The organism is Candidatus Nanopelagicales bacterium (genome assembly GCA_030700225.1).
In the GTDB taxonomy this organism is placed as follows: Bacteria; Actinomycetota; Actinomycetes; order S36-B12.
Genome location: JAUYJT010000043.1, coordinates 48,659 through 73,437 on the forward strand (window position 1 = coordinate 48,659; position 24,779 = coordinate 73,437).

Here is a 24,779-nt window from a genome sequence, read left to right on the forward strand (position 1 = left end):
TCTGACCATTAGAGCATGTTAGTCCGCTTGCCACGAAAATCTGGCGAGGTTCGTCGGTCACACAACGAAGTCAGGCCGCGGCCGCGTCGGCCTTGCGTGTGAGCACCCAAGCGGCCATGAAAGTAGTGAGCGGTACGGCCGCGACAATCCCTAACCCGCCAACAAGCGAACGGACGACTTCTTGGGCCACGAGCTCGGTGGTCAGCGACTGGGACGCGGGAGCCTCGGACATGATGAGGATCAGGAACAGCGGAAGGGCCGCCCCGATGTAGGCCAGCACGAGAGTGTTGACGGTGGCTGCGACATGGTCCCGCCCGACTCTCATCCCGGCCGCGTAGAGCCGCCGTAGGGCGATCACCGCTCCCGTCAGGGCCACACCTGTGCGCACGTTGAAGCCGTGAGCCAATCCCATGCTGGCGATGACTATCGCCGCCGCGCCGACGGCCGCCACTGGGACAGGGGGCGCGCCGAGTATCAGTGCGGGAAGTACGAACACCGCCAGGATCGCGATCGACACAGCCAGGCCCGCGAGCGCCGCCACGCCTTTCCAGCGCGACAGCAGAACCACAGCCGCCGCAGACACCAGGACCAGGATCATCAGTGGCCGGTCCCGCTTGATGTCGACGAAGGAGAAAGTGGTCGAATCGGCCGCGTTCTCTACGTTGAGCTACAAGGGCGTGCCGGGCTCAAGGACCGGCGCCGCATTGCCCGCGTAGAGGTTGAACGCGGCGAGCTGATCCCGATACTCGTCGGTCGTGACCTTGGCTATGACGGTCTGGCAGTCCGCCATGGCTGGTTCGCAAGGCCGGATCTGCTCGACGACACCGGTGGCGTACTCCACGTGGCCCAGAGAGGGAGCGTCGGTGCGCGGCCAAAGCCAGACCATGCCCAGGACCGTCGCCACGATCAAGGGGATGAGGAGCCAGAGGACGTACTTCACGACACCGTGTGGGGTCTCGACAGGTCCGTGATCATGGACTGCGCCGTGATCATGAACTACTTCTATTCCGTGAGTGGCGAGGGTGGGTCTTTCGCGCCGCATGGTCCGGTCACGGAGCTGATCACGTTCCGACATCGCCCACCCCTTGGTTTCGGGGCACACTACCCCGGATCTGGTGTACCGCAGCTGCAGTGCGGGTTACGTTTCGATGTCGTTGATCCGGGACGGTTGGAGTTCAACTCCGGTAGGTGCGGGCCTCGCCCGTTGCCACAACGCGGACCCTGTCACCCGGCTTCCGTTCGATCGGGCCGGGAACGCGCGCCCGGACGACGTCTCCGGTGTCGAGCGAGACGGTGGCGACGCTGTCGTGGCCGTGGTAGACGCTGTCGGTGACGTGGCCCAGGACTCCTGGCCCGTCTTCGGCGGAGGATTGATCGCCTGCATCGAAGACCGCGAGTTGCTCGGGTCGCAGGGCGACGACGACAGACTGGCCTTCCCGGGCCACGCTGATGGAACGTACTCGCCCCAGGGCGCACTCGACCAGCCCGGAAGCCCGCATGACTCCTGGCAGCTCGACGAGGTCTCCGACAAACCTCGCCGCTGCCAGATCCGTCGGAGACTCATACAGCTCGGACGGGGAGGCGTTCTGCACTATCTGTCCTTCGCGCACCAAGGCCACCCGATGGGCGATGGACAGCGCCTCCTCTTGGTCATGCGTGACCAGAACCGTGGTAGTCCCAAGACCGTTGAGCAGCGAGCGAACCTCCTCGCGCAACCGAACCCGCAGCGACGCGTCGAGCGCGGAGAACGGCTCATCCAGGAGCAGGACCTCGGGCTCCGGGGCGATAGCGCGCGCCAAGGCGACGCGCTGTTGCTGGCCACCGGAAAGGTCCTGCGGCCGTGTTCGCGCGTATCCGCTCATTCCAACCAGCGTCAGGACCTGGGCCGCCCGCTCGCGGGCATCTCGGCGGCCACGAAGACCGAAGATCACGTTGCCCACAACGTCCAGATGGGGGAAGAGCGCGCCCTCTTGCGGAACTATGCCCACGTGTCGTCTCTCGGGCGGAATCCAGACCCCGGGCCCGGCGACTACCCTGTCGCCGAACGTGACGCTGCCCGCGGAGGGCCTCAGGAAGCCGGCGAGAACCCGCAACAGCGTCGTCTTGCCCGAACCGCTTTCCCCAAGCACCGCCAGAAACTCACCGGACTCGACCCGCAGATTCAGGCCGTCAAGCACGGGTCCGCGTCCGTAGTCCGCGGTCAGCGCTGATACGTCAATGCCGCTCATACGTCCGCCGTACTCAGTGCCAGATCGGTGTCGGTCGGTTCCGGGCCAGCCTTACCCGCGAGCGACTGTCGAGCTGCGGCGGTCATAGTCCGCGACAGTAGCCAAGCTGGTATCGCCGCAAGTGCGATAAGGGCTATCGCGTATGGAGCGGCGGAGCCGTACGCGGCCACCGATGTGCGGGTCCACAGCTCCGTCGCCAGGGTGTCCAGTCCCGTCGGACGCAGCATGAGCGTGGCCGGGAGTTCCTTCATCGCCGTCAGCAACACCAGCAGGCCGCTCGCGGCGACGCCGGGCAGGGAGAGTCGCAGAGTCGTCTGCGTCCAGGCACGCCACGGTCCGCGACCCAACGTGCGAGCGGTCTGCTCAAGAGCTGGCGGAACCGCCGCGACGGCCGTGCGCGTGCCACCGATCGCCTTCGGCAGGAACAGGACGGCGTAGGCGATCGCCAGCGTGATCACGGTCTGGTAGGCGCCCGGGAACAGATTCAGGGTCAAGAAGACCAAAGACAGCCCAACGACGACACCGGGCAGCGCGTGTCCGGCGTACGACACCGTTTCCAGTGTTCGTGACACCGGCGTTCGGTAGCGGGCAGCTAGGACACCGACGGGGATCGCCAGTGCGACAGCTACCCCGGCACCTAGCGCGGATACCCCGATCGTAGAGATGGCCGCCGACACTAGTTCCCCAGCCTGAAGCGGGAACCTGCTCCCCTGCGCGAGCCGCATTACTAGTGAGACAGCAGGAACGCCCAGCGCCAAAATCGCGATCGTAGTGAGCCAGGCCAGCGCTGCGATGCGCTGAGCGCCGGTAAGACGCGTCCGCTCGGCTGGCCGACTCGCGCCGGAAGACACTGACCAGCGACGCCCAGCCCCACGCACCCGCCGTTCCACAAGCACAAGGGCTAGAGCGAGTGCCACTAGCACCAGGGCGAGCACCGCGGCGCTAGTGCGGTCGAAACTCGCCCGGTATGAGGTGTAGATGACACGGGTGAACGCGTCAACCCGGAAGATCGCGACCGCGCCGAAGTCGGACAGTACATACAGGCCGACCAAGAGTGCACCGGCCGCCGTCGCCGGCCAGGCCTGCGGAAACGTAGCGCTGAGGAACGCGGACAATGGGCGTCGCCCCAGGGATCGGGCGACTTCCTCAAGCCCGGCGTCGGCTGAGTGAAGAGCAGCCGCGGTTGGGATCACAACGTACGGCAAGGAGACCAGCGTCAGCACGAGCGAGGCGGCCCAGAACCCCGACATGGCCGGGAATTGGGATATCCACGCATAGGCGGCGACGTATGACGGCACAGCGAGCGGCAGCGCCATGAGCCCAAGCCAAGCGGCTGGCAAAGGGAGGTCGCACCGCGTCAGGAGCCACGCGGTGGGCACGCCGACAATGACGCAGGCGGTGACCACTACTACAACCAGCGCGACGCTGGTGGCCGCCGTCTGAAGAGTCAGTGGGCGTAGCAGAACAGCGACAGCCTGGGGGATCCCCGCGTCAATGACCCGCACTACGAGGTAGACCAGCGGCGCCACAGCCACTAGTGCGGTGACCACGCTCAGCGCGACGAGCGTTCTGCCAGCGCGCTGTCCGGTGATCAAAGCAGGCCGGTGCGCTCAAGCATGGCCAGCGTTCCAGGCAGGTCCGTCAGCTCGGCCAGCGGGACGTTTGGGCCACGCAGCGATGTCAGCGGCGGTAGCCCCTCATCCGCCGCGACTTTCGGCAGCAGCGGGTACTCATGGGTGTTCTCCACGAACCACTCTTGCGTGGGGGCCGACAGCATCCATTCGACAAGTCGCTGCGCGTCAGCGTTCTGGGCCGCGTTCTTCAGGATCGCAACGCCGGCGACATTCACCAGGGAGCCAGGGTCCTTGGGGGCCGTGAACGCGAGTTTCACGTTTATCGCGTCCGCGCCGATCTCGGCGGCCTTCTCGTACCAGTAGTAATGGTTGATCAGCCCGAGCTTGACCTGACCGGTGTCCACGGCGTTGAGAATCAACACGTTGTTCTCGTACTTCTGAACGTCGTTGGAGACGAGCCCGCTTAGCCAGGCCTCGGTCCTGGCGTCTCCCACGGTCACGCGCATCGCGGTTACGAAAGCCTGGAATGAGCCGTTGTTCGGTGCGACCGCGACCTGCCCCTTCCACTTCGCGTCGGTCAGATCGAAGACCGACTGGGGAACCTGGGCCTTGGGAACTTGCCGTGGGTCATAAGCGATGACACGTGCCCTGCCGGTCACGCCGGTCCAGGTGCCGTCGGTGGAGCGGTACGTTGGCGGCACAATCTTGGCCGACTTTGCTGGGAGCTTGGCGAGGAGCCCCGCAGCGGATACCGCGCCCAAGGCGCCAGCGTCTTGGGCGAAGAACACCGCCGCCGGAGCCTTGTCGCCTTCCTCGATGATCTGAGAGGCGAGTTCAGCGGTGTCGCCGTAGCGGATGCTCAGCGCGATCCCAGTCTCTTCGGTGAACCGCGACAGCAGGGGTCCGACCAGCGCCTCGCTTCTACCGGAGTAGACGGTCAGGCCCCCGCTCGCAGGGGACTCGGTCGGATCCGATCCGGTTGAGCAGGCGGTCAAAGCCAGGGCAGCCGCTGCGAACACGACCGCGGTTCGAGCCAGCAATGGGTGACTGGGTGAAGACATTTGAGGCCCTTCTCCGGTTGGCGGCTTAGGATTACCTTACCTTGGCTTGATGGCGCGGGTCGATGAGGTGGACACGACGAAGGCGATCGCGTAGTCGCCATCGTGGGCGAGGGACAGCGAGATGACGCCCGGTCCAAGTCTCTTGGCGGCTTCATCGGCTGAGCCGTGGAGTGCCAACCGGGGTGGGGCGCCCTCGGCGCTGATCACTTCGATGTCACGCAGGTCGATGTCGGCTATGTGGAGTCCCAGTGCCTTGATCGTCGCTTCCTTGGCGGCCCATCGCGCCGCCAGGCGTTCGGGGTTGCCAGCGCAGGTTGCCTGCTCGGCCGTTGTGAAGACCTTGTCGAGGAAGTGCTGTCCGGGGGAGTGCTGGCCGGGGGAGTGCTGGCCGGGTTCATCTATGAGCTTGGCGATTCGGGGGATGTGGACGATGTCCACTCCGGTCGCGAGTTGGGCAAGGGCGGGATCGGCATCAGGATGGGTGGTTTGATTCATCGTCTTCGGATCGTAACTAGTGCCCCGTTGATGAAGATCCCGGCACTCACGGCGACACCGAACGCCAACCACGGTGTATCAGCCAGTGGTGGGTAGGTCTGCCAATGGCTCAGGTAGATGAACAGTGAGGCGGCGGCCAGCGTGCCTATGAATGGTGCTGCCACCCGTGGAACATGCACCTGTGGCAGCCACACCAGAACCAAGAGACCACCGGTGACCACGACGCCTCGGATGGGCCGGTCGAAGAACGCCGGAACGAGGGCGACGATGAGCGCACTGGATACGAACTCGCCGATGAACCGGGACGTGGCGCTCGTCGGCGCCGCCGACACGCGCTTGGGGATAGCGGCGCCCTGCAGTCTGGCGATCACCCACCCTAGGCAAAACACCCAGAATGCCGCCCACACCGTGTACATCGATCCTGAACCTTCTGGGCCACGTGTCACCTCGCGGACTAGGACAGCGACGGTCAGCAGTGCCAGGGCGAAGGCGATAGGCCGGGCCCGCTCGAACCGGTGCAGACGCGAAACCGCCGTCAGCGCCGCCGCCAGGACAAGGCTCAGAACGAGCACCTCGATGAACCAGTACCGCCACTCAGGCGCGTCGGCCGGTCGGTCGGAGAATGTCACGCCGAATAGGCCCCAGCTGTACTCCGCCGTCAGCAGGGCAACGGTCGCCATCCACAGTGCCGCTGGGACTGCGAACCGCATCAGGCTCCGAGTTGTGCGCGTCAGTCGCTCGAAGCGATCCGCGACCGACAGGTGGAAGCGGGCGAAGTTGTAGCCAGCGATTCCGAGCATCAGGTGCGCGCCGCCGCGTATGTCGAAGACGCCAACGTGCGAGCCGGCGATGAACGCTATGGCGATCGCCCGAAGTGCGACGCTGGTTTCGATCGCGGCCCAGCGGGTGGAGGTGTCGCGGGGTCCTGGCTCGACCTGCGTGGATGGCAAGGCCACCGAGCTGGGACCTGGGATACGTTCCGACAGCTGGCGGATTGTCATCAAGTGCCAGCCGCGCGGAAGCTCGCCGAGTTGCTGCTCGAGCCTGACTGACATCGACACGTATGACAGCGAGTCCCCGCCGAGGGAGACGAACGTGTCGTCGGGACTGGCATCGCGGCGGCGGAGGGTCTGCGAGAAGGTCAGGACAAGGGAGTCGAGGCACGCCGGCGCAGCTTGCGGGACTTGAGTCGCGGTCGCGGCGGCCAGAGTTCTGACTGACACCAGGTCCGGCTTGCCGTTCGCGAGTCGGGGGAGTTCGGCAACGCAGTGCGCTGTGACCGAGCACGACGGGATACCGGCGGTCGTGGCGCATCTCACGGCGAGCTGCTCCAGGTCGTCTCGCGTGAGGTTGCCCTCGGTTGTCACCACGAGACGGGAGTCGACAGCCGTGACGACAGATTCGCGGAGTTGGGCTTCAACGCGGGTCAGATCTATGCGCAGTCCGAAGATCTTGGCTACCCGGCCAGTGCGTCCGGTGATCTCGATTAGGCCCCTGCGATTTACGCGGGCCAGGTCGCCGGTGCGCAGCTCGGTGATGTCGCGGCCTCGGGACAGATCCTCAGGCCTCTCGGCGTAGCCGAGCATGACGTTGGGCCCTGAGTAGATCAGTTCGCCAGTCTCTGGGTCGATCCGCACTGATCCACCGGGGATGGGGACCCCGACCGTCTCCGGGGCAGTCGCGGCGAGGTGAGGCGGCAGATAGGCCATCCGGGCCGTGGCTTCGGTCTGGCCGTACATGACATACAGGTCCCATGCCGCGGATTGGGCGAACCGCCGCACGCGGTCCGGGGGCATCCGACCGCCTGCCTGGGTTAGTCGGCGAAGGCTCGGCAGATCCCTGTCATGGAATCCGCTGCGTTCGAGCAGCTCGAACGTGTGGGGCACGCCCGCGATCGATGTCGCGCGTTCGCGCTTGGCCAGTGTCCAGAAACACTCATCCACGACGGACAGGTCGGTGAGGATGATCCCCGCGCCGACGCGCAGGTGACTTGTTACGACCGACAAGCCGTAGCAGTAGGCGATTGGCAGCGTGGTGATCGCTCGGTCGGACGCGTCCAGGCTCAGATACTTGGCGATGGCGTGTGCGTTGGAGTCGAGGTTCTCCGCTGACAGGCGCACAAGCTTCGGCGAACCCGTGGAGCCCGACGTGCTTAGCAGCAGCGCTAGGTCCGGGTGCAGCTCATGTGCCGATCCCTCGCAGTGGAATCGGGGTGCCCAACTGGTACCGGCCTGTTCGATAGTGACGTCGGGCCGGTAGCGCGCGAGGATCTCGGCGTCGGTCTCGGTGCCCGAGCTCATCAGGAGCACGTGGCCGCCGCGCAGAGCTGCCAGGGCCCAAGTGAGAGTGTCCAGGGTGTTGAGGCCGGGTACGGCCACCAGGCGCCGCGTCCGACCGAGGGTCGCGGCAGCATCGTCGATCCGTCGATCAAACTCGGCGTAGGTCAGCCAACGGTCGTCCGCCCACACAGCAGGGGCGTCACCAAAGCGGCTCAGATCGCAGGCCAGCCGGACGCCGGCTCTGGTATCTACGCCAGTGCTGCGCGGGCGCGGCTTGACAATCAGGCTCATCATCGGAAGGCAAGGCTAACCTAACGCCACGCGGTGGATGCCGCGTGACCCGACCGAGAGCGTCTGTGAGCTTGATGCGCCGGAGCTCTGAAGGTCGAATCGGAGAGCGTCGCGCGCGGCAGCGTGTCAAGCTGATTCCTTCGAAGAGAGTGGTTGCCGAGCGCGCGGAGGTTGTACGCGATGTCAGTCCAGCCTGGGCCCTTCGGTGGGTCGACTACGGATGGCGGCGATCCCTACACGGGCATGCTGCTCAAGATTGTGATCGTTGTCGTTGCCATTACTACGGCAGCAGCCCTTGTCTGGGGGATTGTGGTCACGATGAACTACTCCGACTATCGGGCAACTAGCGAGGCTCAGATCGCGTCGCTGCAGGAGCAGGTCGGCGGGGAGTCCAAGGAACGCGCAGAGGACGAGGCCAAGATGGCGGAGGCGCGTGAGGAGTTCGCGAGGGTCAAGAGCACTCTGAAGACCGAGAAGGTTGACCTGAAGTCTGAGGACAAGCAACTGACACAGCTGCGCGCCGACTACGACAAGGCGCAGAAGAAGGCCGCTGCGGACGAGAAGAGCCTGGAGGCCCAGGAGGCCGCGGCTCAGGCCAAGGCGAAGCTGGCGTCCCACTGCGCCGCCGTCGTGGTTGGTTCGATGGAGCACCTGTACAACCAACTGGACATCATGAGTCCAGAACCGGTTACGTTCAAGGAAGTCGCTACATACCTGAAGAAGGCATCCGTGCCCTGTCAGGGCGTAGTCAAGATCGTCGAGTAGCGGGATCGCGGGGGGTACTTGGACAGATCTCGCGCCGTGGGCAATGATCGACTCTGGCAGGTACAGCAGTCGGCGCGAGGGGCGATCCAATGACTAGAACCATCCGCAACTGGGACCGAACTCTGGCCTGGACGCCCGCTGTCGTGCACGAGCCCCGCGACGCCGAGGAGGTGTCGCAGATCGTCCAGCGAGTGGCCGCGAGGGGCGGCAGGGTCAAGGCGGTCGGGTCGTCGCTTTCCTGGTCTGACGCGGCCGACATTCCTGATGAGGTCGTGCTGGGGACCAACCTGACCGGCATCGAAGTCGACCGGGCGGCCAGACGTGCCACGATCGGCACGGGCGCGAAACTCAAGGATGTCAATGACACTCTGGGCGAGAACGGGCTCAGCTTCGAGAACTTCGGCTCGATCACGATGCAAACGGCTGGCGGCTACACCGGGACCGGCTCCCACGGCACGGGCGGCAGGACTCCAATCCTGTCGTCATTCATCGAAGCCATGGAACTCGTGGACGGTCTGGGCAACGTCCACCAGCTTGACGCGAGCCATGAGCCCGAGCTGTTCTCGGCGGCTCGCGTGCACCTGGGTGCCCTCGGCGTAGTCACCAAGATGACGTTCCGTCTCGCGGAGGCGTTCGACCTTGAGGAGCGCCTGGAGATCGTCGATTTCGACAAGGCGCTGGAGAATCTGGACGCCTACGTGGACGGCAACGATTACTGCAAGCTGTGGTGGCTGCCGTACAGCGACAACATCCAGGTCTACATGTTCAACAAGACCACTAAGCAACGCACGCCTATCACGTTGCAGGAGCGTTTCGACGCCACTGGGTTATCCGGACTCACGTTCGCCGGTCTCCTGGGGTTATCGCGCAGACGGCCGAGCATGGCGCCGTGGCTGTTGCCCGCTGTGGAGAAGCGCGCCTTCCGCGACCACACCCGAGTTGACGCCAGCGACAAGATCATCAAGTACGCCGGCACAATTCCCCGTCATCAGGAGACCGAGTACGCGATTCCACGGACGAGCGCGGCCGAGGGGATCGAGGCGATGCGCCAACTCGTGCTGACGTCCACCGGGTACAAGGTCAACTTCACTCAGGAGGTCCGCTTCGTCGCTGGCGACGACATCCCGATGAGCCCTGCCTACGGGAGGGACTCCTGCTTCCTCGGGGGCTATGTGTCCAGCCTGAAGTGGGCGCCGCGATACTTCCTCGACTTTGAGGCGCTTATGGCGAAGTACTCCGGGCGGCCGCACTGGGGCAAGAGCTTCGACCGCAAGCCAGAGGCTTTGCGTGAGCTGTACCCGAAGTACGACGAGTTCAATGCCTTGCGTGTGCGTTGTGACCCCCAAGGCGTATTCCGCAACCGCTTCCTTGACCGGGTCTTCCCGCCCGAGGGCTGAGTGAGGGCCTCAGGTGATCTGCCGGGCTTTGCGGCCGTTCCCGATAGACGCGCACGTTGCGCGAAGAAACTCCCGTTGCAACGGGCGCGTCTGTACCCAAGGAGGCGCGTTTGTCGGAAGCGTCCGCTACTGGCGGAGCGGGTTCGCTCTTGGGCGCTAGCGGCTAACTGGGGCTGCTGCTCTCAAGGCTCTTCACCTGTTCGGCGAGGTCGTCGAATGACGGGTAGGCTCCCGGCCAGATTTCGCTGGCGGCGAGGGCGAAGGCGGGTGCGGTGATCGAGTTCTCCTCGCCGGTGCTCCCGGTGGCCATCACGACCACGGTGGCGCCAGTTGCTGTATCCGTCATTGTGACGTTGGAGTAGCCCCAGACCTCGCCGCCGTGGCCGAGCCACCCTTGCCAATCCATCAAGGCGAGACCGTAACCGTATTTCATTCCCCCCGTGCCTACGTCGATGAACTGCTTCTGCTGCTCGAAGTACTCCGGCTCCAGCAGCGACCCCGTGGCCAACGCCCTGCTCCAGGCGACCAGGTCATCGACTGTGGAGATCATGTTCCCGGCGGTTGAAGGGATCCGTGGATTCTGCCTCGGGACTCGGCGGAGCTTCCCATCCTCCTGGTAGTAGTTGCCGGCCACCGCTGGCTGGGGAACCGTGTAGCCCCGCGGGATGATCGTGTGCTTCAGACCGGCGGGCTCGATCGCCTCCTTGGCGATGACTTCGGCAGCGGGCTTGCCCGTGACCTTCTCGATGATCCTGCCGAGCAGCACGAAGTTGCTGTTGTCATACACCGTCGCGGCTCCCGGCTTGTGTCCAGGCTTTCCCTTCCTGATCAAGTCGATGGTCTGCGCAACGGTCCAAGGCATCGCAGGATCGAGGTCGAACGCGCTGTTGGCTGGGCTCGGGCTTGTGTAGTCGTAGACCCCCGCCTGCATCGCCAGCAGTTGCCGGATGGTGATCTTCTTGCCGTACTTGATCCCGGTGATGTACTTCGCCAGCTTGTCGTCCAGGCTCAATTCGCCCCGCTGCGCCAACCGTAGGACTGTGATGCCAGTGAACGTCTTTGTGACGCTTCCGATCCGCCAGTTGCGGTCCCGACCGGTGTCCCCGGACTGCAGGTATATCTCCCCGCGCCCCGGCTGCGAAACCAGCACCATCCATGAGGTGGCCTTGGTGTCCTCGAACACCTTGGCAACCGTCGCTTCAACCCGCGAACGTAGGGCGTCGTCGAAGGGGGCAGTCGCCTGCGTGCCAGTCGGCGTCGGAGACAGGTCGGGGGGGCTGGACGTGCAGGCTCCCAGCAGAGCCACAACGAGAGTCAAGGCAATGAACAGCGGGATGCGCAGCGTCTTCATCCACCAAGGCTAGCTCGCGAGATCATTTGTAGCGGATCACGGCGCAGTCGCCGAGCGTCACGGTCGCGGATACCGACGTTACGGCGAAGCTCGGTCATGAAAACGTTGCAACCGGAAGAATCAGCTACGTGATCGATCCGCAGACGAAGGGCGGAGCTGTCGAAGCACTCAATCGGCGGCAGGACGAGAACGGTGGGGAGTTCTGGTCGCGGGCAGACGGAAGCATTCACGCGCCGATCGGTTTCTGCACGTTGCTTGCGATGAACGTTCTGGGGGACTTGGGCCTATCTGCCCGAGATCCGGTGGCGGCCGGGCTGGCCGAGTTCGTCTTCACGTACCAGAACGACGATGGGTCATTCCGCTACACGCCCCAGTCGACTAGGTTGCCGTGCATCACTGGGCAGGCTCTGGCTGGTCTCGGCCGGTTGGGCTTCGCGCGCGCCCCGGGGGCCTTGCGAGTTCGGGATCGGCACGCGCTTCCGGAGGATCGAGTACCCGTTCGTGCACTACAACCTCTTCTACTACGTGCTGGTGCTGTCGTACTACGAGGCGGCGTGCGCGGATGCCAGGTTCGCAGCCGCCTACCAGGGCCTGTCGGAGCACGTGGACGATCAGGGTCGGTTGATCGTGGCCAACCCGCACCGCAGCTGGCGGCAGCACGACTTCGCCCGCGCGAACGAGCCCAGTTGACATGTGGACGAGTTGTTCAGCGGGATCAGGGCCAGGGTCGAGGGGTAGCAGTCGCACCTAGGTGGGTTGTTGCGAGCGCGCTTAGCTCGGGGGGAGGGCGCGGCCGGAGCCTCCCTTGCTGCTCGCGAGCTCGCGTACGTCGACCTTGACGATCTGCTCCGTGAGCGAGGCGACGCGCGCTAGCACCCCCAACACCCGGGCGGTAGCGAATGGCGACGCGTGCTTCTTCTGCCCGAACGAGAATGTCTCGAAGCTGCGGAAGCAGGATCGCGGTGCGCAGCGGCCGGTCGTGGGATCGAGGTTGTAGGCGATGACGCAGGCCGCCAGTTGCGCCACCGCCTGCGTTCGCGCCTCCGGGGCCGATGGGGGCAGCCACGATAGCGGGTAGCGGCCGACAGCATCCAGAACGGTGACCGAGTTGTACCAATTCAGCGGCCACTTAGCCTGCTTGAAGTGGCGTCCGTGGCCGAACATGTACGGTCGTCTCGCCCCCCGTTCAAGCCAGGCGGCGAGTAGCGATCCGACGGCCGCGTCAATGGAATCATTTTGGCCGTCGCGGTGGTCCGGATCGAGCCCAAGCTCAGCCAGCGTCGGCTCCGGAATGTCGGAGAGCGCTCGCAGCGCTTCGGCGGTCACCTGGGGGCACATGTCTGCCTTGCGCCCGGGGCCGCGAAACCCGGATTCGGGGTCTGGCAGGCATGGCCAAGCCTGGCCCTGCTCGGTCGCGGTCATGTCGGAGAGCATCTGCCCGGAAGCGCGGCGCACGCGCGGATCAGATCCGAGTCCGAATCGCGCCAGGACCCCGGTGATCGCGTGCGTGTCGCACAGGAGGGACGTCCAATGGACACCCGGCAACCGGGGGGAGTCCAGTCGGGCGCAGAACCGGCCGTCATCGTCCTGGTGGGAAGCCATCGCCTCCAGCGTCGGGGCGAGGCGTGGATCGTCATCCGCGCCAAGGCCCATGTCCGCAAGCAGACTCAGCAGGTTCGGTAGGAACGCCGGCGCGTCGTGGCCGGAGATTCTGCCGGGCGCGTACCAATCGCCGATCCGGTGCAGAAGGTTCTCGGTGGCCGGATCGGCCAACGTCGCGGCGTGAGCTGCGGCGACTCTCTCGTCGGTGAGGGGCAGACCGCAAACTGCGGTGAGCGTGTGCCAGGTCGCGGCCGGCTCATCGCCGGAAAGCAACCAGGGCACGGGGTCAGCTCCGATAAGCCGCTCGCGTATTGACGCCGGGAATGGCTCAGCCATGTTGACACCGTACGCGCGCAGCCGTTCACGCCAACTTGCCGGACAGCGCCGGATGGCAGTGACGGCACCATCAGCACGCGGAGCCGGTCCGCGAAGCACGTACCAGAGCGGCCACCGCGTCGAGGCCGTGGACACTCCCGCTGGTTCTGGGGAGGAGCAGCGTTCTGACGCCGATGGCCGCCGCGCCCGAATCATCGCGGAAGCTGTCGCCGACCATCAGCGCATCTTCGGGCTCGACGTCGATGCGATCGAGAGCGAGCTCGAAGATGGCGGGCCCTGGCTTCACGATTCCGTGCTCACCGGAGATGATCTCGGCGTCGAGGAACCGCTGAATGCCGGTTCGCACGAGGACGGGGCGGATATCGATTCCCGCGTTGGAGACCAGTGCCGTTCTGATACCGAGCGCCTTCAGCTCGGTGAGCATCGGGATCGAGTCGTCGTATGCGGTCCACGCGTCGGTGATTGTCTCGTAGAGAGCTTGGACAGTTCTTGGATCAAGCTCGGGGTAGCGGTGGTCCATCAGCCGTCCGAATACCTCGCGATGCCCTTCGGCCGAGATGTCTCGCTCGTTGTCGGGATCGAACTCGCTGGCGTGGCCCCACACTCGAGCGAGGAATGCGGTGAGGCCCTCGCGCTGGGGGCCGTCCACGCTCGAACCCGACGCGGCTTCGGCCAGCGCGAGCCACCTGTCAGGGTCGCCTTGGTCAACCAAGGTCGAGTGGAGATCAAAGAGGACACCCTGGATTGGTCGCATTCCGTCGAGCCTAGTGACTTCGCGGATGCGGGGGAGCTCGCGCGACTAGGTGGCTCGCAGCGTGGCCAGTGCCCTGCTCCATGCGACTACCTGGTCGAGCATGGCTGCGAGCGACTTGGCGTGGTGGTCAGCGGGGCGAACTTGGGTTGGCGTCTCGAAGTCCGTGAAGATCGAGAACGACACCTGCGCGCGGACATCGGCCATCTGGAGCTCACCGGCAATCAGTCGGAGGTGCTCGACGGCACGGGTCCCTCCGGCGGAGCCGTAGCTGACGAAGCCGACCGCCTTGTTGTTCCACTCCGCGTAGATGTAGTCCAGAGCGTTCTTCAAGGCGCCGGACGTCGAGTGGTTGTACTCCGGAGTCACGATCACGAAGCCGTCGAACGAGCCGATCTTCTCCGCCCAGCGCTTGGTGTGATCGTGCTCGTACCGGCCCATGCCGGCGGGGTACCGCTCATCAAGCAGTGGGAGATCGAAATCGGAGATGTCGACGATCTCGAACTCGGCGTCGCTCCTGTCGGCAGCCTGCGTCAGCACCCATTCGGCGACGCTCAGCGCTTTACGGCCCGGCCGTGTGCTGCCGACCAGGATCCCGATTCTCGTCATTTGCCCTCCCGGATACTTGTCTCGTCAAGTAAATAGTACCCCTAGTGCTTGCTTTGTCAAACAAGTAATATGCATCTATGGCCCACGATGATCAGCCGCTGGATCCGGACGAGGAGAGGTTCTTCCGCGCCCTGGCCCATCTCATCAGCTCACTGCCGAAGGCGTTGGATGCGGACTTGCAGCGAGATCAACACCTGCCGCTCGTCAACTACGCATGCCTCATGCACCTGTCGGAGTCGCCCGGACGAATGTTGCGCATGAGCGATCTGGCCGCCCGCTGCGATCTTTCGGTGAGCGGCATGACGAGGGTCGTTTCGCGGCTTGAACACGCGGGGCTGGTGCGGCGGGCTCGTTGCGACCAGGATGCGCGTGGCGCCAACGCCGTGCTCACCGACGCGGGGATGGCGAGGCTGCGGGAGGCCTATCCGGCTCATCTGAAGAGCGTTCGCCGCCGAGTTGTGGACCATTTCGAGGGGCAGGATCTTTCCAGAATGGCGGAGTCGCTGGAGGCCGTGCTGGAGTCATGCGGCTCGGCGGGGAAGGCCGGGGAAGCAGAGTCGTACAAGACGCGCTAGAAGATGTACGATTGTCGCATGGCAACGATCCCCGTCAGTTCGGCCCGCGACGAACTTGCGAACGCGGTTGAAACGGCGCGCACCGAGGCCGTGTTCCTCCAGCGCTACGGGCGCCCCGTAGCGGTTCTGATCAGCCCCGAGCGCTATGAGCAGTTGCTAGAGGCGGAGGAAGACGCGCAGGACATCGCCGCATTCGACGCCGCGATGGCCGAGGAAGGTCCCAACATTCCCTGGGACCAAGTCAAGGCCGACCTGGGCTGGACGTGAGCGCGTACCGCATCGAGGTCCGTCCGGCGGCCGTTAGAGCTCTGCGCGAACTCGACCCGGCAGCGCAGCGCCGCGTTCAGGGCGCGATCGCTCTGCTGGCGAACGACCCCCGCCCGCCGGCCGCGCGTCGCCTGCAGGGCCGCCCAGGATTCCGGGTGCGTGTGGGCGACTATAGGATCATCTACACGGTCAGTGACGACGTCCTGCTGGTCGTCGTTGTGACTGTCGGCCACCGCAGCGGGGTCTACATGCGCTGACGGTCCGACAGATGTTGTGGAGTGCGCCAGCCCCACCGAACGCGTGCTTGAAGACAACCGAGCTAGTCCTCTACTTGTCGTCCACGACGTGACGCTCGTCCAAGTCCCGCAGCGTGCCCGATCTTGTGAGCGCATCGGCGACGGATGCGAACTCCGCGAGAGCCGCCTGCAGGTCTTCGACGATCTCCCGGGCGATCACATCGGGCGCGGGGAGGTTGTCGGCGTCCTCGAGGGAGGAGTCTCGCAACCAGATCAAGTCGAGGTTCGCCTTGTCCCGGCCGACGAGCTCGTCGTAGGCGAAGGGCTTGAACAGCTCAGTCTTGAGCCGCTCGCCTCGCGGCTTGCCGGGAGAGTAGCACTCGACGAAGTCATCCAGGTGCTCGCGGCGCAGTGGGCGCTGCTTCTGGGTGAAGTGCTGGTTGGTTCGGAAGTCGTAGACCCACAGTTTCTCGGTCCAGGGCTGGTGCGGCCTGGCGGGCTTCTTGTCGAAGAAGATCACGTTGGCTTTGACCCCGCCTGCGTAGAAGATCCCGGTCGGCAGGCGCAAGAGGGTATGGACATCGAACTCTGCGAGCAGCCGACGCCGGATCGTCTCGCCCGCTCCGCCTTCGAACAGAACGTTGTCGGGTACGACCACAGCCGCGCGGCCGTTGATGTCGAGGATCGTCTTGATGTGCTGGACGAAGTTGAGCTGCTTGTTCGCAGTAGTCACCCAGAAGTCGTCGCGGACGATTTCCAGATCCTCCTTTGACTGGCGTCCGTCAGCTCCGATCATCGTGATCGAGGACTTGCGTCCGAAGGGGGGATTGGCCAGCACTACTGAATACCGGGTTCCCGGGTCGGCGGTCAGCGCGTCCCTGACTTCGATCCTGCTCGGGCCGTTCGGGGTGCCGATGCCGTGAAGCAGCATGTTCATCGCCGCTAGTCGCGCTGTTCCATCCACAAGCTCGACGCCGTGGATGAAGTCGTCGCGCAGGTGTTGGCGCTGGACCGGAGTTAGGTCCTCAGCGTGCCTCGAGGCATGGGCGAAAGCCGCGAGCAAGAAGCCGCCGGTACCGGCGGCCGGATCAGCCACGGTGTCATCCGCCGTCGGCTCGACACAATCGACTATCGCCTTGATCAGAGCTCGGGGAGTGAAGTACTGACCGGCGCCGGACTTGACATCCTCGGCTCCCTTGGCGAGCAGCTCCTCGTAGGCATCACCCTTGATGTCCACGCCGGCGGCGGACCAGTTTTGCTTGTCGATCAGGTCCACGATGAGTCGCTTGAGCTTGGCGGGATCTTGGATCTTGTTCTGAGCCTTGCGGAAGATGATCCCGAGCGTTCCCGGCTCGCGTGCCAGAGTCTCGAGCATGTAGCGGTAGGTCAGCTCGAGCTGGTCGCCATCAGCGTCCAGAAGCCGCTGCCATGAGCAGTCGGGGGGAACAATGCGCTCAGGTTTCAACGGCCGGGTCTCGCGCTCGTGCGCCATCTTCAGGAACAGTAGGTATGTGAGCTGCTCGGTGTAGTCGATAGTCGAGACGCCATCGTCGCGCAGGACGTTGCAGTACGTCCACAGCTTGTCGACCAGGGCTCGGGCGTTGCTCACGGCGCCATACTGCCGCATGGGTCCGGCAGTGCCGGTGCAGCGCGCGGGTCGTCGAACGTGTCAGAGGGGCCGGAGGGTCGTGGGAACGGCGAACCGGAGCTGCCGTGGAGGGGTGTCCTCGCAGTCGCGCTACGGATACGGTCTCATCCCGCTGGTCGTGATCTTCCAGATCCCTGGGCGGCGTTTGCTGGTCGCAGCGCAGATGGCGCGGAGGTTCGTCTCAACCAACGCCGTGAGTTCGGTGGCTGTCGCCTTGCCGGGCAGGAGGAACATGTGTATCCCAGCTTCGCGGTATGCGGCGATCTCTTGGGGACGCTCATGGATCTTGTGGTCGCGGCTGATCGCTGCCCAGCCCTCCTCGCCAACTCTCGCGAGCCAGTCGGCGTCAGCGCGACCGTTGGACTCATCCCGGGATCCGAACAGCTCGGCCGGCGTGTGAACGACGTAGCCAAGATCGATGAGTCGCCGCCGCAGAGATTTCGTGACGACGTTCTCGTCCAGGTAGAACTCAGGTGGCGCGGCCCAGGAGGACGCGCGTGGCGGTCCGGACGTCGTCAATGCTTACCCCCAGTTCCTCCGCGACAACTTCGGGCTTGTCTCCGGCTTCGATCATTCCGGCGGCGTCAGCAACGCGAACCTGGGATCCGGCGAAGATAGGCTGGCCGAAGGCCCGGTAGGGGTCGATCAGGACCTTCGACGGTTCACAGCTGCGCAGGCGCAACGTCTCCGGGAGGCCATCGTTCGCCCATCCCACGTAGGTCATGTAGTCAGCGACGATCGCGCGCATGACGTACTGGCCTGTCCCGCCGGCAATCAAGCCTTCACCCTCGCGGGTCCGGGCGAAGTCCCACAGGACATCCACTCCATCAGTCGCCAGTTCGCGGGAAACCAGCACGTACTCGCGCCCGAAATCCTTGCTGAGGCGCTCCAAAGCGGGACGAATACGGTGAGTGCGCACGCCCGCGTCTCTCAAGGCGGCCAGTACCCATGCCTCCGACAGCGTGATCAGACTCGCGCGCGCTTGCGTACTGTTGTCCGGATTCACGGTGTGCAGCAGCGGCGCGCTCAGCCCGTCGCCAACGGCCCACCGGCGGAACGTCTGGCGAGGTATGCCCAGGAAGCGGGATGCGTCGGCGAGATCCAACAGTCCGGCGGAAAATCTGATGTCATCGTTCACGACTCCTCCAACCTAGTCTGACCCCGTGGGCGGTCACCTTTGCGCAGATTAGCAGCGGGTAGCGACTCAGTGCCCCGCGATGGAGATTGGGGACAACGGCGCACGGCCGTCTGGCCTGTGGATCTTGGGCCGATCGTCTGCCGCCCCCTGCGGCATCTCGCGAAAGCGCTGGTGGTCCAGTCGCTGGATCCGACGCGGAGAGGAATCGAGCCCGGGTGTCCGGAAGCGGAGGTCGTCAGCCAGCGCGGCCCGGCTGGCGGGGAAGATGCACGGCGGATCCTCATGGACCCGACTCCCGCTCGCCCTCGCGAACATTAGCGTCGGACTCTGGAGCCAGTTTCACTCGGCCTTCCTGTAGGGCGGTAGCGAACCCGGCGAGATCGGGGAAGAGGCGCGATTCGTTGATCAGGTATCCCGACTCCAGGGTTTGGCGGGTCTTTTGTTTGATCCGAGGGGGTATGAGGATCGCGAGAAAGGGGAGCTTCAGGGGTCTGCCCCGGTCGCGATCACCAAGAGAGAGCGCCCGTGTCAACTTCTTGTCTCCCGGAGGGGCCTGTCCGACGCCGATGTAGATGTCGTCCACTCCAGTGACAGTGGGGCTGTCTGGCACCGCGCTGGCCAAGAACGTTGCCTCCTGGGCACGCATCCGGTCGTCTGGGAAGGTGGGCTCCACGAGGAAGGCCTGTCGCTTCGTGGCCGACGTCTCCAACGCCTGTGAGTAGTGCCAGGCTTGCGGGTTGGCCAAGCTCCCCCAGGCGGAGGGCGCGCCGTGGTCGGCGGTTCGGAGAACCTGCGCTGCAGTCACGTCGAATGCCAAGACGGCGCCGGACTGCTGTGGTTCGCCTGCTGCAGTTGTCTTGCACGCGAACCACAACGCACGAAGTGGGTTGGTCGTGACATCGAGGAGCCGCGTGGGTGCACCGTGATGCTGCAGTGAGGCCAGGACAGCCTGATCCGAATCCAGCCCGCCGCGATGCGCCCCGATTCCCCAGGATCGTGCCCGCGAGACGAGAGCACCCTCCAATCTGCGGAGTTCATCTTCCGATGGAGGCGCGTGTTTCAGCCCAGCGATGTGGCGCGTCAGCGAAGTGCGGGAGTGCCAATTCGCGTCGCGAACACCACGCCAGACGTAGCGCCGACCCAATTCGAAGCCGCCGACCCGGCCGAGGGCAAACAGTGCTTCATCGACACTCCACACGCGGTGACCCCAGCCCGACTTGAGCCAATGGATCACAGTGTGCCCGTCGACGAATCGGCGAGGGATCCAGAGAAGGCGGACGAGAGGAGCGACTTGCGCAGCGATGCCGATCGAACCATTACTGACCGGAGCGAATCTTCGCCGACGGCGAGGCGGGAGAGATGGTCTTCGAGGATGGCGACGATGCGGCGCTGCTCGGCCAGAGGGGGAAACGTGATGACGGTCTCAAGGAGCTTCCGGGTCGCGACGCTCGCTTGGTTCACATGATTCGAGCAGATGCGCTGGAAGTACCCCTGGCCCCACAGCGAGTGGAGCTGCAGGGCGAGGAATCGTGCGTCGATCACGTCATCTTGAACACGCAGGCGCGTCATGTGGTTCGAGAACGCGAGCGGTTCGGGGACCGAAACGTATGCAGTCTTCCCCACAAGCGGAGGACTGTTCGTGTTGTTGAACAGAACGTCGCCCGCGACAACTCGCCGAGCTGAATCGTCATCGACGTACTTGACATCATCGAGTGTTAGCGAGCCTTCGCGGGAGATGTTCATCGGTCGCAAGTGCGCAACCCCGCCTCCCTGGCGATGATGCTTGCCGCATGCGAAACCGGGCTGCGCTTCGATGTGCAGCTCTCGAAGAGACGCCCTTGACCAGTCCGTCGGCAGCTCAGTCACGCCGTCAGCTCCTCGTTGAGGCTCGCCAGCAGGTCCCCGGCTCCGGTTCCGAGATCACGGCTCACGCCGTCGATTCCTCCCCGTTCGGTGAAGGGGGCTGCGTCGAGGTCGTCCACCGTGACGCCAGCCGATTGGGCTATGACCTCGGCGATGCGATCAAGCCACCAGAGCTCGATGCTGTTGAACCTGACGCCCGCCTGCTCCTGCTGTGCCAGCCAGTTGGCGTAGCGCTCGTGCACGGATTCTGCGTAGGGAATCAGCACGCCGTCATACCCGACGGTGTACCGGACGAGTGCGACCAGGTCTGTAGCCGTGTGCCTGTCGCTGTGCCTGACCTTGCCGACGTCGAGTGCCTCGTAGGCGTTCCAGATCAGGTCAACGGTCCACCCCCGGGGTGGGCGTTGGATGCGCTCGGCCAGTTCGGCCAGTTCCCGGTAGCCGACTCGCGGGTGCGCGCGTTGGGCGAACAACACCTGGATGGCAGAGATCTCGTCCCTGTTCTCATCCAGGTACTCCCGCCAGGAGGTAACGATCCTGCGGGCCCGCTCGACATTCACAACGCCACTGGCGTCGAGGAGGGTGTCGCGGCTGACCTCATCGATGATCAGTTCGTGAGCTTGGCGGATCTCCAGAATCCGTTGCCGCAGCGGGACATTTGCGGCGATCGGTTCGACTGCCCGCTCGATCAGTCCGGCGATCGCCGCTGTTGCGTCACGTTCACCGTTCGGGCCGACAGGTGCAGATGCGATCGCTTCGGCTTGCCGATCGGGATCCACTGCGGCAACCAAGCCACCACACAAAGACGAGATCGGCTGACCGGCCAGATCGTCCAGTTCGGCCCTCTCGCCGGGTGTCAGCTGTCGTTCGAGGCGCGCCAGCCTGGATGCGAGAGTCGCCACTTCGTCGGCCGTAATCGTCAGGTTGGACGCCCTCTCAAGCAGCTTGTGCAGCGAGATCGAACGGTCGCGCTGCAATGGGGCCGCGTCGACATACGGGTGCTCGGTTACACCTATCGCGTCGACGATCACGAAGCGGGTCTTGTCGTCGGCGTCGGGCGTGACTGACTTGAACGTGGCAGAGTCGATCGTGCGCGCACCTCGGCCCTTCATCTGCTCGAAGTACGTAGCGGAGCGCACGTCGCGCATGAAGAACACGCATTCCAGCGGCTTGACGTCAGTGCCGGTGGCGATCATGTCCACCGTCACCGCGATGCGCAGCGTGGGTGACGTCCGGAAGGTGGCGAGCAGCTTTCTTGGGTCGCGGGCCGAGTAGGTGATCTTGGCTGCGAAGTCGTTGCCCTGTCCGAACACCTCTCGGACCGTTGTCAGGATCTCCTCCGCGTGGTTGTCGTCCTTGGCGAAGATCAGGGTCTTTGGGACAGCGCGGCGGCCGGGGAAGATCTCCGTGAACAGTCGGTCCCGGAACGTCTCCAGTACCAGCCGGATCTGTCCTCTGCTGGTGACCGCGCGGTCCAGATCGGGGGAGGTGTAGAGGACATCGTCGTCGAGGGCTTGGTAGCGCTCCCGGCGAGTGCGCCGGTCCCTCATCGGCACGACGGTTCCGGCTTCGACGGTCGAGCCCTGTTCCGTTATCTGCGTGCTGATGCGGTACACATCGAAGTCGACATTCACGCCGTCAGCCACCGACTGGGCGTACGAGTACTCGGACACGAGGTTCTGTTGGAAGAACCCGAAAGTCTGCTTCACCGGCGTCGCGGTCAGTCCGATGATGTGCGCGTCGAAATACTCAAGCACTCCGCGCCAAACACCGTAGATCGAGCGGTGGCACTCATCCACGACTATGAGATCGAAGGCCTCAGGTGGGAGTTCGGGGAAGTATTCGACATCTACCGGAGCGGCGGGGGAGGCGGCCGAGTCGAACGCGGGGTCGTCTTCGTCCGGGATCGGCTGTCCGCGCAGGGCCGCGTACACGCGCTGGATCGTTGAGATCACCACACTCGATGAACCGACCATCCCGGCCGCCGTGAGCTTGTCCACGTTGTACAGCTCGGTGAACTTCCGGCCGTCATCCGGTGTCGTGTAATCGCGGAACTCCCGCAGCGTCTGATCGGCGAGATTGTTCCGGTCGACCAGGAACAGGATGCGCTGAATACCGGCGAACTTGATGAGCCGGTAGGACTCGGTCACGGCCGTGTAGGTCTTGCCGGCCCCCGTTGCCATTTGCACCAGCGACCTGCTGAACCGTTGCCCGGCCAGTGAGTCCTCGATGCCCGCGATCGCCTCGACCTGGGCCGGGCGCATCCCTTCCTCGATCAACGGCGGCAGGTGCTGGACCCGGGCGCGCCAGGTCGGCGCATCCGGGTGGGCTTCGGAGTCCCGGATGATTCGCGCCAGCGCTTCTGGTTGCGGGAAGGAGAAGATCCGCCGAGCTCGCGGCGTGGGATCAAAGCCATTGGTGAAATGCACTTCGGAACCGCTCGCCTCGAACACGAACGGCAGCCGCCCGTCCCGCAGTATGGCGCGCTGCTTGTGGGCCCCGGACAGACCGGTGGCATACATCGCGGACTGCCACTCCACGCCGGACAAGGGGGTGCCCTCCGGTTTCGCCTCGATGGCGCCCACAACCTCGCGATCCACGTACAGCAAGTAGTCAGCCCGCCCATGGCCAGGCGCCATGATCACTTCGCGGACCGCGTTTCCCTGATGGCCGAAAAGGTCGATCTGCGCACGGTCGCAGACGTGCCAACCGGCCGCCCGCAGCTGTGCGTCAATTAGCCGACGCGCCTGGACCTCGGCGGGGACATCGGAATCGCGCGACACGCGTTCGATCATATGGGCCGCAGAGGGAATCCTCAGAGAATGCACCGGCGGGCGTAGGGTTCCGCCGCCGCGCTGACCGCGCGACGTCGGCGCACCGGGTGTTGAATGCTGTCGTGTCTCCGCGCGTCCCGAAGTACCAAGAGCTGCTGTGGCCCGTCGTCGAAGCTCTGCGCGCCCTTGGTGGCTCCGGGTCTATTTCCGAGATCGACACCCAGGTAGCCGCCCAGCAGGGATTCAGCGAGGAACTGCAGTCTGTCTCACACCTCGACGGTCCCAACAGCGAGGTTGGCTACCGCTCGGCTTGGGCGCGTAGCTACCTCAAGAAGATGGGGCTGGCGACAAACACTGGCAGGGGCGTATGGGCGCTCACCCCACGTGGGCGAAACGTGACCGCTGACGAGATCGAACCTCTGCGCCGGGAGTGCCTCAAGGATCTTCGGGAGGCGAGGGCGGCGGTCGCCGAGGAGGCAGGCCCCGATGAGGGTAGCAGCGACGTAGACGTCGCCTGGCAAGACGATCTTCTGAAGGCTGTGCTTGACCTGGATCCCACAGCGTTCGAACGGCTGTGTCAGCGACTCCTGAGGGAGGCCGGGTTCAGTCGCACCCAAGTGACGGGGAAGACCGGCGACGGTGGCATCGACGGTCTTGGCGTCTACCGCGTGTCGCTCGTGTCATTTCAGGTGTTCTTTCAAGCGAAGCGTTGGCGCAACAGCGTCGGCGCAAAGGAAGTCCGAGACTTCCGGGGTGCCATGGCGGGACGCGGCGAGAAGGGTCTGCTCATCACGACGAGCACGTTCACGGCAGACGCGAAGGCAGAAGCGAGCCGCGACGGGGCTCCACCCGTCGACCTAGTCGACGGCACGACGCTGTGTGATCTCCTCGTCGAGCACCGGATCGGCGTGACCGTCCAGGAACGGATGGTGCGGGACATCGCCGTCGACGTCGAGGCCTTGGGCAGCATCTGACCGAGCGCTGCATCTTGGCGACCGCATCTGCAGACCCGTTGTTCGTGGCGCGACCGAGGGGCCCGAGCCGTCGCCTCGTGATCTTGTGGCGCTCCCGGCCACTACAGATACGCGAAGCGGCCACATGGAGCCTGTTGCGGACTTGTCGCCTGCCATGAGCATGGGACCACCGTGAGCGGGTGTCTGCCAGGGTCATGGGACCACCTGGGTTGCCAGTCATGGGACCACCCGGCGCGCGGAGTTGAGGGGTCCCTCGGTCGGCTCGTTGAATCGCCACGTCGGGTCAGACGTGGACGTCAGCGTCTGTGGGATTCAGGGACGTCAGCGTGGGTGAGGTTCGGGAGGGGCTTTGGGCCTGGTCGCAGGACTTGGGGCTGCGCAGGAGTGATGTTGCTGTACTCGGGCATGGGCCTTACGTGGCACGAGACCCGGTTCATTCTTTGTCCACAGGTGCTGGTTTGTCGTTTGTTGTCCACAGCCTGCGTGGTGTGCCGTTGATTGTCGGACCCTTGTGGGAACATGTGTGCGAGTACAGGTTTCCTCTACGAAGCGGGGAGGGGGTGGG

General features: G+C 64.7%; 25 protein-coding genes. 8 read left to right on the plus strand and 17 right to left on the minus strand.

Features of this window, described 5'->3' with window-relative positions; genetic code table 11:
- Positions 1-70: 70 nt before the first annotated feature.
- From Q8P38_06015 to Q8P38_06045, 7 genes are all read right to left on the minus strand, one after another.
- Positions 71-598, minus strand: a complete 528-nt coding sequence (locus Q8P38_06015; GenBank protein ID MDP4014156.1) for a YibE/F family protein — start codon at positions 596-598, stop codon at positions 71-73.
- Between the two features lie 69 nt (positions 599-667).
- Positions 668-1,075: a hypothetical protein gene (locus Q8P38_06020; GenBank protein ID MDP4014157.1), complete on the minus strand. Its 408-nt coding sequence runs from the start codon at positions 1,073-1,075 to the stop codon at positions 668-670.
- A 100-nt stretch (positions 1,076-1,175) separates the two neighbouring features.
- The gene (locus tag Q8P38_06025; protein MDP4014158.1) at positions 1,176-2,228 is read right to left on the minus strand and encodes an ABC transporter ATP-binding protein; all 1,053 of its coding nucleotides are present in this window, start codon (positions 2,226-2,228) and stop codon (positions 1,176-1,178) included.
- Positions 2,225-3,823, minus strand: coding sequence for an iron ABC transporter permease (locus Q8P38_06030; protein ID MDP4014159.1), 1,599 nt, complete (start codon positions 3,821-3,823; stop codon positions 2,225-2,227). Before Q8P38_06030 ends, Q8P38_06025 begins: the two co-directional genes overlap by 4 nt.
- Positions 3,820-4,863 (minus strand): iron ABC transporter substrate-binding protein, encoded by a 1,044-nt coding sequence (locus Q8P38_06035; GenBank protein ID MDP4014160.1) that lies wholly within the window; start codon positions 4,861-4,863, stop codon positions 3,820-3,822. Before Q8P38_06035 ends, Q8P38_06030 begins: the two co-directional genes overlap by 4 nt.
- Before the next feature lie 36 nt (positions 4,864-4,899).
- The gene (locus Q8P38_06040) at positions 4,900-5,358 is read right to left on the minus strand and encodes a holo-ACP synthase (protein ID MDP4014161.1); all 459 of its coding nucleotides are present in this window, start codon (positions 5,356-5,358) and stop codon (positions 4,900-4,902) included.
- Positions 5,355-7,931, minus strand: coding sequence for an AMP-binding protein (locus tag Q8P38_06045; GenBank protein ID MDP4014162.1), 2,577 nt, complete (start codon positions 7,929-7,931; stop codon positions 5,355-5,357). Before Q8P38_06045 ends, Q8P38_06040 begins: the two co-directional genes overlap by 4 nt.
- A 177-nt stretch (positions 7,932-8,108) precedes the next feature.
- Here Q8P38_06045 and Q8P38_06050 point away from each other — a divergent pair, with 177 nt between their 5' ends.
- Both Q8P38_06050 and Q8P38_06055 read left to right on the plus strand, forming a co-directional pair.
- Positions 8,109-8,693 (plus strand): hypothetical protein, encoded by a 585-nt coding sequence (locus Q8P38_06050; GenBank protein MDP4014163.1) that lies wholly within the window; start codon positions 8,109-8,111, stop codon positions 8,691-8,693.
- A gap of 89 nt (positions 8,694-8,782) precedes the next feature.
- Positions 8,783-10,090, plus strand: a complete 1,308-nt coding sequence (locus tag Q8P38_06055; GenBank protein MDP4014164.1) for a D-arabinono-1,4-lactone oxidase — start codon at positions 8,783-8,785, stop codon at positions 10,088-10,090.
- 163 nt (positions 10,091-10,253) lie between these two features.
- Here Q8P38_06055 and Q8P38_06060 read toward each other — a convergent pair whose 3' ends face one another.
- Positions 10,254-11,441, minus strand: a complete 1,188-nt coding sequence (locus Q8P38_06060; GenBank protein MDP4014165.1) for a serine hydrolase domain-containing protein — start codon at positions 11,439-11,441, stop codon at positions 10,254-10,256.
- Between the two features lie 501 nt (positions 11,442-11,942).
- Between Q8P38_06060 and Q8P38_06065 the strand changes: the two genes are divergently transcribed.
- Positions 11,943-12,131, plus strand: coding sequence for a hypothetical protein (locus Q8P38_06065; GenBank protein ID MDP4014166.1), 189 nt, complete (start codon positions 11,943-11,945; stop codon positions 12,129-12,131).
- Between the two features lie 81 nt (positions 12,132-12,212).
- Here Q8P38_06065 and Q8P38_06070 read toward each other — a convergent pair whose 3' ends face one another.
- The 3 genes from Q8P38_06070 to Q8P38_06080 form a co-directional block, all read right to left on the minus strand.
- Entirely contained in the window at positions 12,213-13,379 is a 1,167-nt protein-coding gene (locus tag Q8P38_06070; GenBank protein ID MDP4014167.1) for a hypothetical protein, read from the minus strand.
- Positions 13,380-13,449: 70 nt separating this feature from the next.
- Positions 13,450-14,133 carry an HAD family hydrolase gene (locus Q8P38_06075; protein ID MDP4014168.1) on the minus strand — a complete coding sequence of 228 codons (684 nt, stop codon included), beginning with the start codon at positions 14,131-14,133 and terminating at the stop codon, positions 13,450-13,452.
- Positions 14,134-14,178: 45 nt separating this feature from the next.
- On the minus strand, positions 14,179-14,739 hold the full coding sequence (locus Q8P38_06080) for an NAD(P)H-dependent oxidoreductase (protein ID MDP4014169.1): 561 nt from the start codon (positions 14,737-14,739) through the stop codon (positions 14,179-14,181).
- A 77-nt stretch (positions 14,740-14,816) separates the two neighbouring features.
- Between Q8P38_06080 and Q8P38_06085 the strand changes: the two genes are divergently transcribed.
- From Q8P38_06085 to Q8P38_06095, 3 genes are read left to right on the plus strand one after another with little or no spacing between them, the layout of a single operon-like run.
- Positions 14,817-15,314 carry a MarR family transcriptional regulator gene (locus tag Q8P38_06085; protein MDP4014170.1) on the plus strand — a complete coding sequence of 166 codons (498 nt, stop codon included), beginning with the start codon at positions 14,817-14,819 and terminating at the stop codon, positions 15,312-15,314.
- Positions 15,315-15,332: 18 nt separating this feature from the next.
- A complete protein-coding gene (locus Q8P38_06090) occupies positions 15,333-15,581 on the plus strand; it encodes a type II toxin-antitoxin system Phd/YefM family antitoxin (GenBank protein ID MDP4014171.1) in 249 nt (82 codons plus the stop codon).
- Positions 15,578-15,838 carry a type II toxin-antitoxin system RelE/ParE family toxin gene (locus Q8P38_06095; protein ID MDP4014172.1) on the plus strand — a complete coding sequence of 87 codons (261 nt, stop codon included), beginning with the start codon at positions 15,578-15,580 and terminating at the stop codon, positions 15,836-15,838. Before Q8P38_06090 ends, Q8P38_06095 begins: the two co-directional genes overlap by 4 nt.
- A 70-nt stretch (positions 15,839-15,908) precedes the next feature.
- Here the strand turns inward: Q8P38_06095 and Q8P38_06100 are convergent, their stop codons facing one another.
- The 6 genes from Q8P38_06100 to Q8P38_06125 all read right to left on the minus strand — a co-directional run bounded on the left by Q8P38_06100 (position 15,909) and on the right by Q8P38_06125 (position 23,249).
- Complete coding sequence (locus Q8P38_06100; protein MDP4014173.1) at positions 15,909-17,426, minus strand: class I SAM-dependent DNA methyltransferase; 1,518 nt, start codon at positions 17,424-17,426, stop codon at positions 15,909-15,911.
- Positions 17,427-17,555: 129 nt separating this feature from the next.
- Positions 17,556-17,984 (minus strand): hypothetical protein, encoded by a 429-nt coding sequence (locus tag Q8P38_06105; protein MDP4014174.1) that lies wholly within the window; start codon positions 17,982-17,984, stop codon positions 17,556-17,558.
- A complete protein-coding gene (locus Q8P38_06110) occupies positions 17,935-18,603 on the minus strand; it encodes a DUF433 domain-containing protein (GenBank protein ID MDP4014175.1) in 669 nt (222 codons plus the stop codon). The genes Q8P38_06105 and Q8P38_06110 overlap by 50 nt, the downstream gene beginning before the upstream one ends.
- A gap of 280 nt (positions 18,604-18,883) precedes the next feature.
- A complete protein-coding gene (locus tag Q8P38_06115) occupies positions 18,884-19,801 on the minus strand; it encodes an FRG domain-containing protein (GenBank protein ID MDP4014176.1) in 918 nt (305 codons plus the stop codon).
- Positions 19,802-19,833: 32 nt separating this feature from the next.
- Positions 19,834-20,469 (minus strand): restriction endonuclease subunit S, encoded by a 636-nt coding sequence (locus Q8P38_06120; GenBank protein ID MDP4014177.1) that lies wholly within the window; start codon positions 20,467-20,469, stop codon positions 19,834-19,836.
- Positions 20,466-23,249: a DEAD/DEAH box helicase family protein gene (locus Q8P38_06125; protein ID MDP4014178.1), complete on the minus strand. Its 2,784-nt coding sequence runs from the start codon at positions 23,247-23,249 to the stop codon at positions 20,466-20,468. Before Q8P38_06125 ends, Q8P38_06120 begins: the two co-directional genes overlap by 4 nt.
- Before the next feature lie 113 nt (positions 23,250-23,362).
- On the opposite strand from Q8P38_06125, the gene Q8P38_06130 reads away from it, so the two are divergent.
- The gene (locus Q8P38_06130) at positions 23,363-24,214 is read left to right on the plus strand and encodes a restriction endonuclease (GenBank protein MDP4014179.1); all 852 of its coding nucleotides are present in this window, start codon (positions 23,363-23,365) and stop codon (positions 24,212-24,214) included.
- 326 nt (positions 24,215-24,540) lie between these two features.
- Positions 24,541-24,779: hypothetical protein (locus Q8P38_06135; protein ID MDP4014180.1), on the plus strand; the 239-nt coding region annotated here is incomplete at its 3' end.

Bases quoted from the DNA above. Each gene is read 5' to 3' on its own strand.
- Q8P38_06015 (MDP4014156.1), bottom strand. From the start codon at position 598: ATGATCCTGGTCCTGGTGTCTGCGGCGGCTGTGGTTCTGCTGTCGCGC.
- Q8P38_06020 (MDP4014157.1), bottom strand. From the start codon at position 1,075: ATGTCGGAACGTGATCAGCTCCGTGACCGGACCATGCGGCGCGAAAGA.
- Q8P38_06025 (MDP4014158.1), bottom strand. From the start codon at position 2,228: ATGAGCGGCATTGACGTATCAGCGCTGACCGCGGACTACGGACGCGGA.
- Q8P38_06035 (MDP4014160.1), bottom strand. From the start codon at position 4,863: ATGTCTTCACCCAGTCACCCATTGCTGGCTCGAACCGCGGTCGTGTTC.
- Q8P38_06040 (MDP4014161.1), bottom strand. From the start codon at position 5,358: ATGAATCAAACCACCCATCCTGATGCCGATCCCGCCCTTGCCCAACTC.
- Q8P38_06045 (MDP4014162.1), bottom strand. From the start codon at position 7,931: ATGATGAGCCTGATTGTCAAGCCGCGCCCGCGCAGCACTGGCGTAGAT.
- Q8P38_06050 (MDP4014163.1), top strand. From the start codon at position 8,109: ATGTCAGTCCAGCCTGGGCCCTTCGGTGGGTCGACTACGGATGGCGGC.
- Q8P38_06055 (MDP4014164.1), top strand. From the start codon at position 8,783: ATGACTAGAACCATCCGCAACTGGGACCGAACTCTGGCCTGGACGCCC.
- Q8P38_06060 (MDP4014165.1), bottom strand. From the start codon at position 11,441: ATGAAGACGCTGCGCATCCCGCTGTTCATTGCCTTGACTCTCGTTGTG.
- Q8P38_06070 (MDP4014167.1), bottom strand. From the start codon at position 13,379: ATGGCTGAGCCATTCCCGGCGTCAATACGCGAGCGGCTTATCGGAGCT.
- Q8P38_06075 (MDP4014168.1), bottom strand. From the start codon at position 14,133: ATGCGACCAATCCAGGGTGTCCTCTTTGATCTCCACTCGACCTTGGTT.
- Q8P38_06080 (MDP4014169.1), bottom strand. From the start codon at position 14,739: ATGACGAGAATCGGGATCCTGGTCGGCAGCACACGGCCGGGCCGTAAA.
- Q8P38_06085 (MDP4014170.1), top strand. From the start codon at position 14,817: ATGGCCCACGATGATCAGCCGCTGGATCCGGACGAGGAGAGGTTCTTC.
- Q8P38_06090 (MDP4014171.1), top strand. From the start codon at position 15,333: ATGGCAACGATCCCCGTCAGTTCGGCCCGCGACGAACTTGCGAACGCG.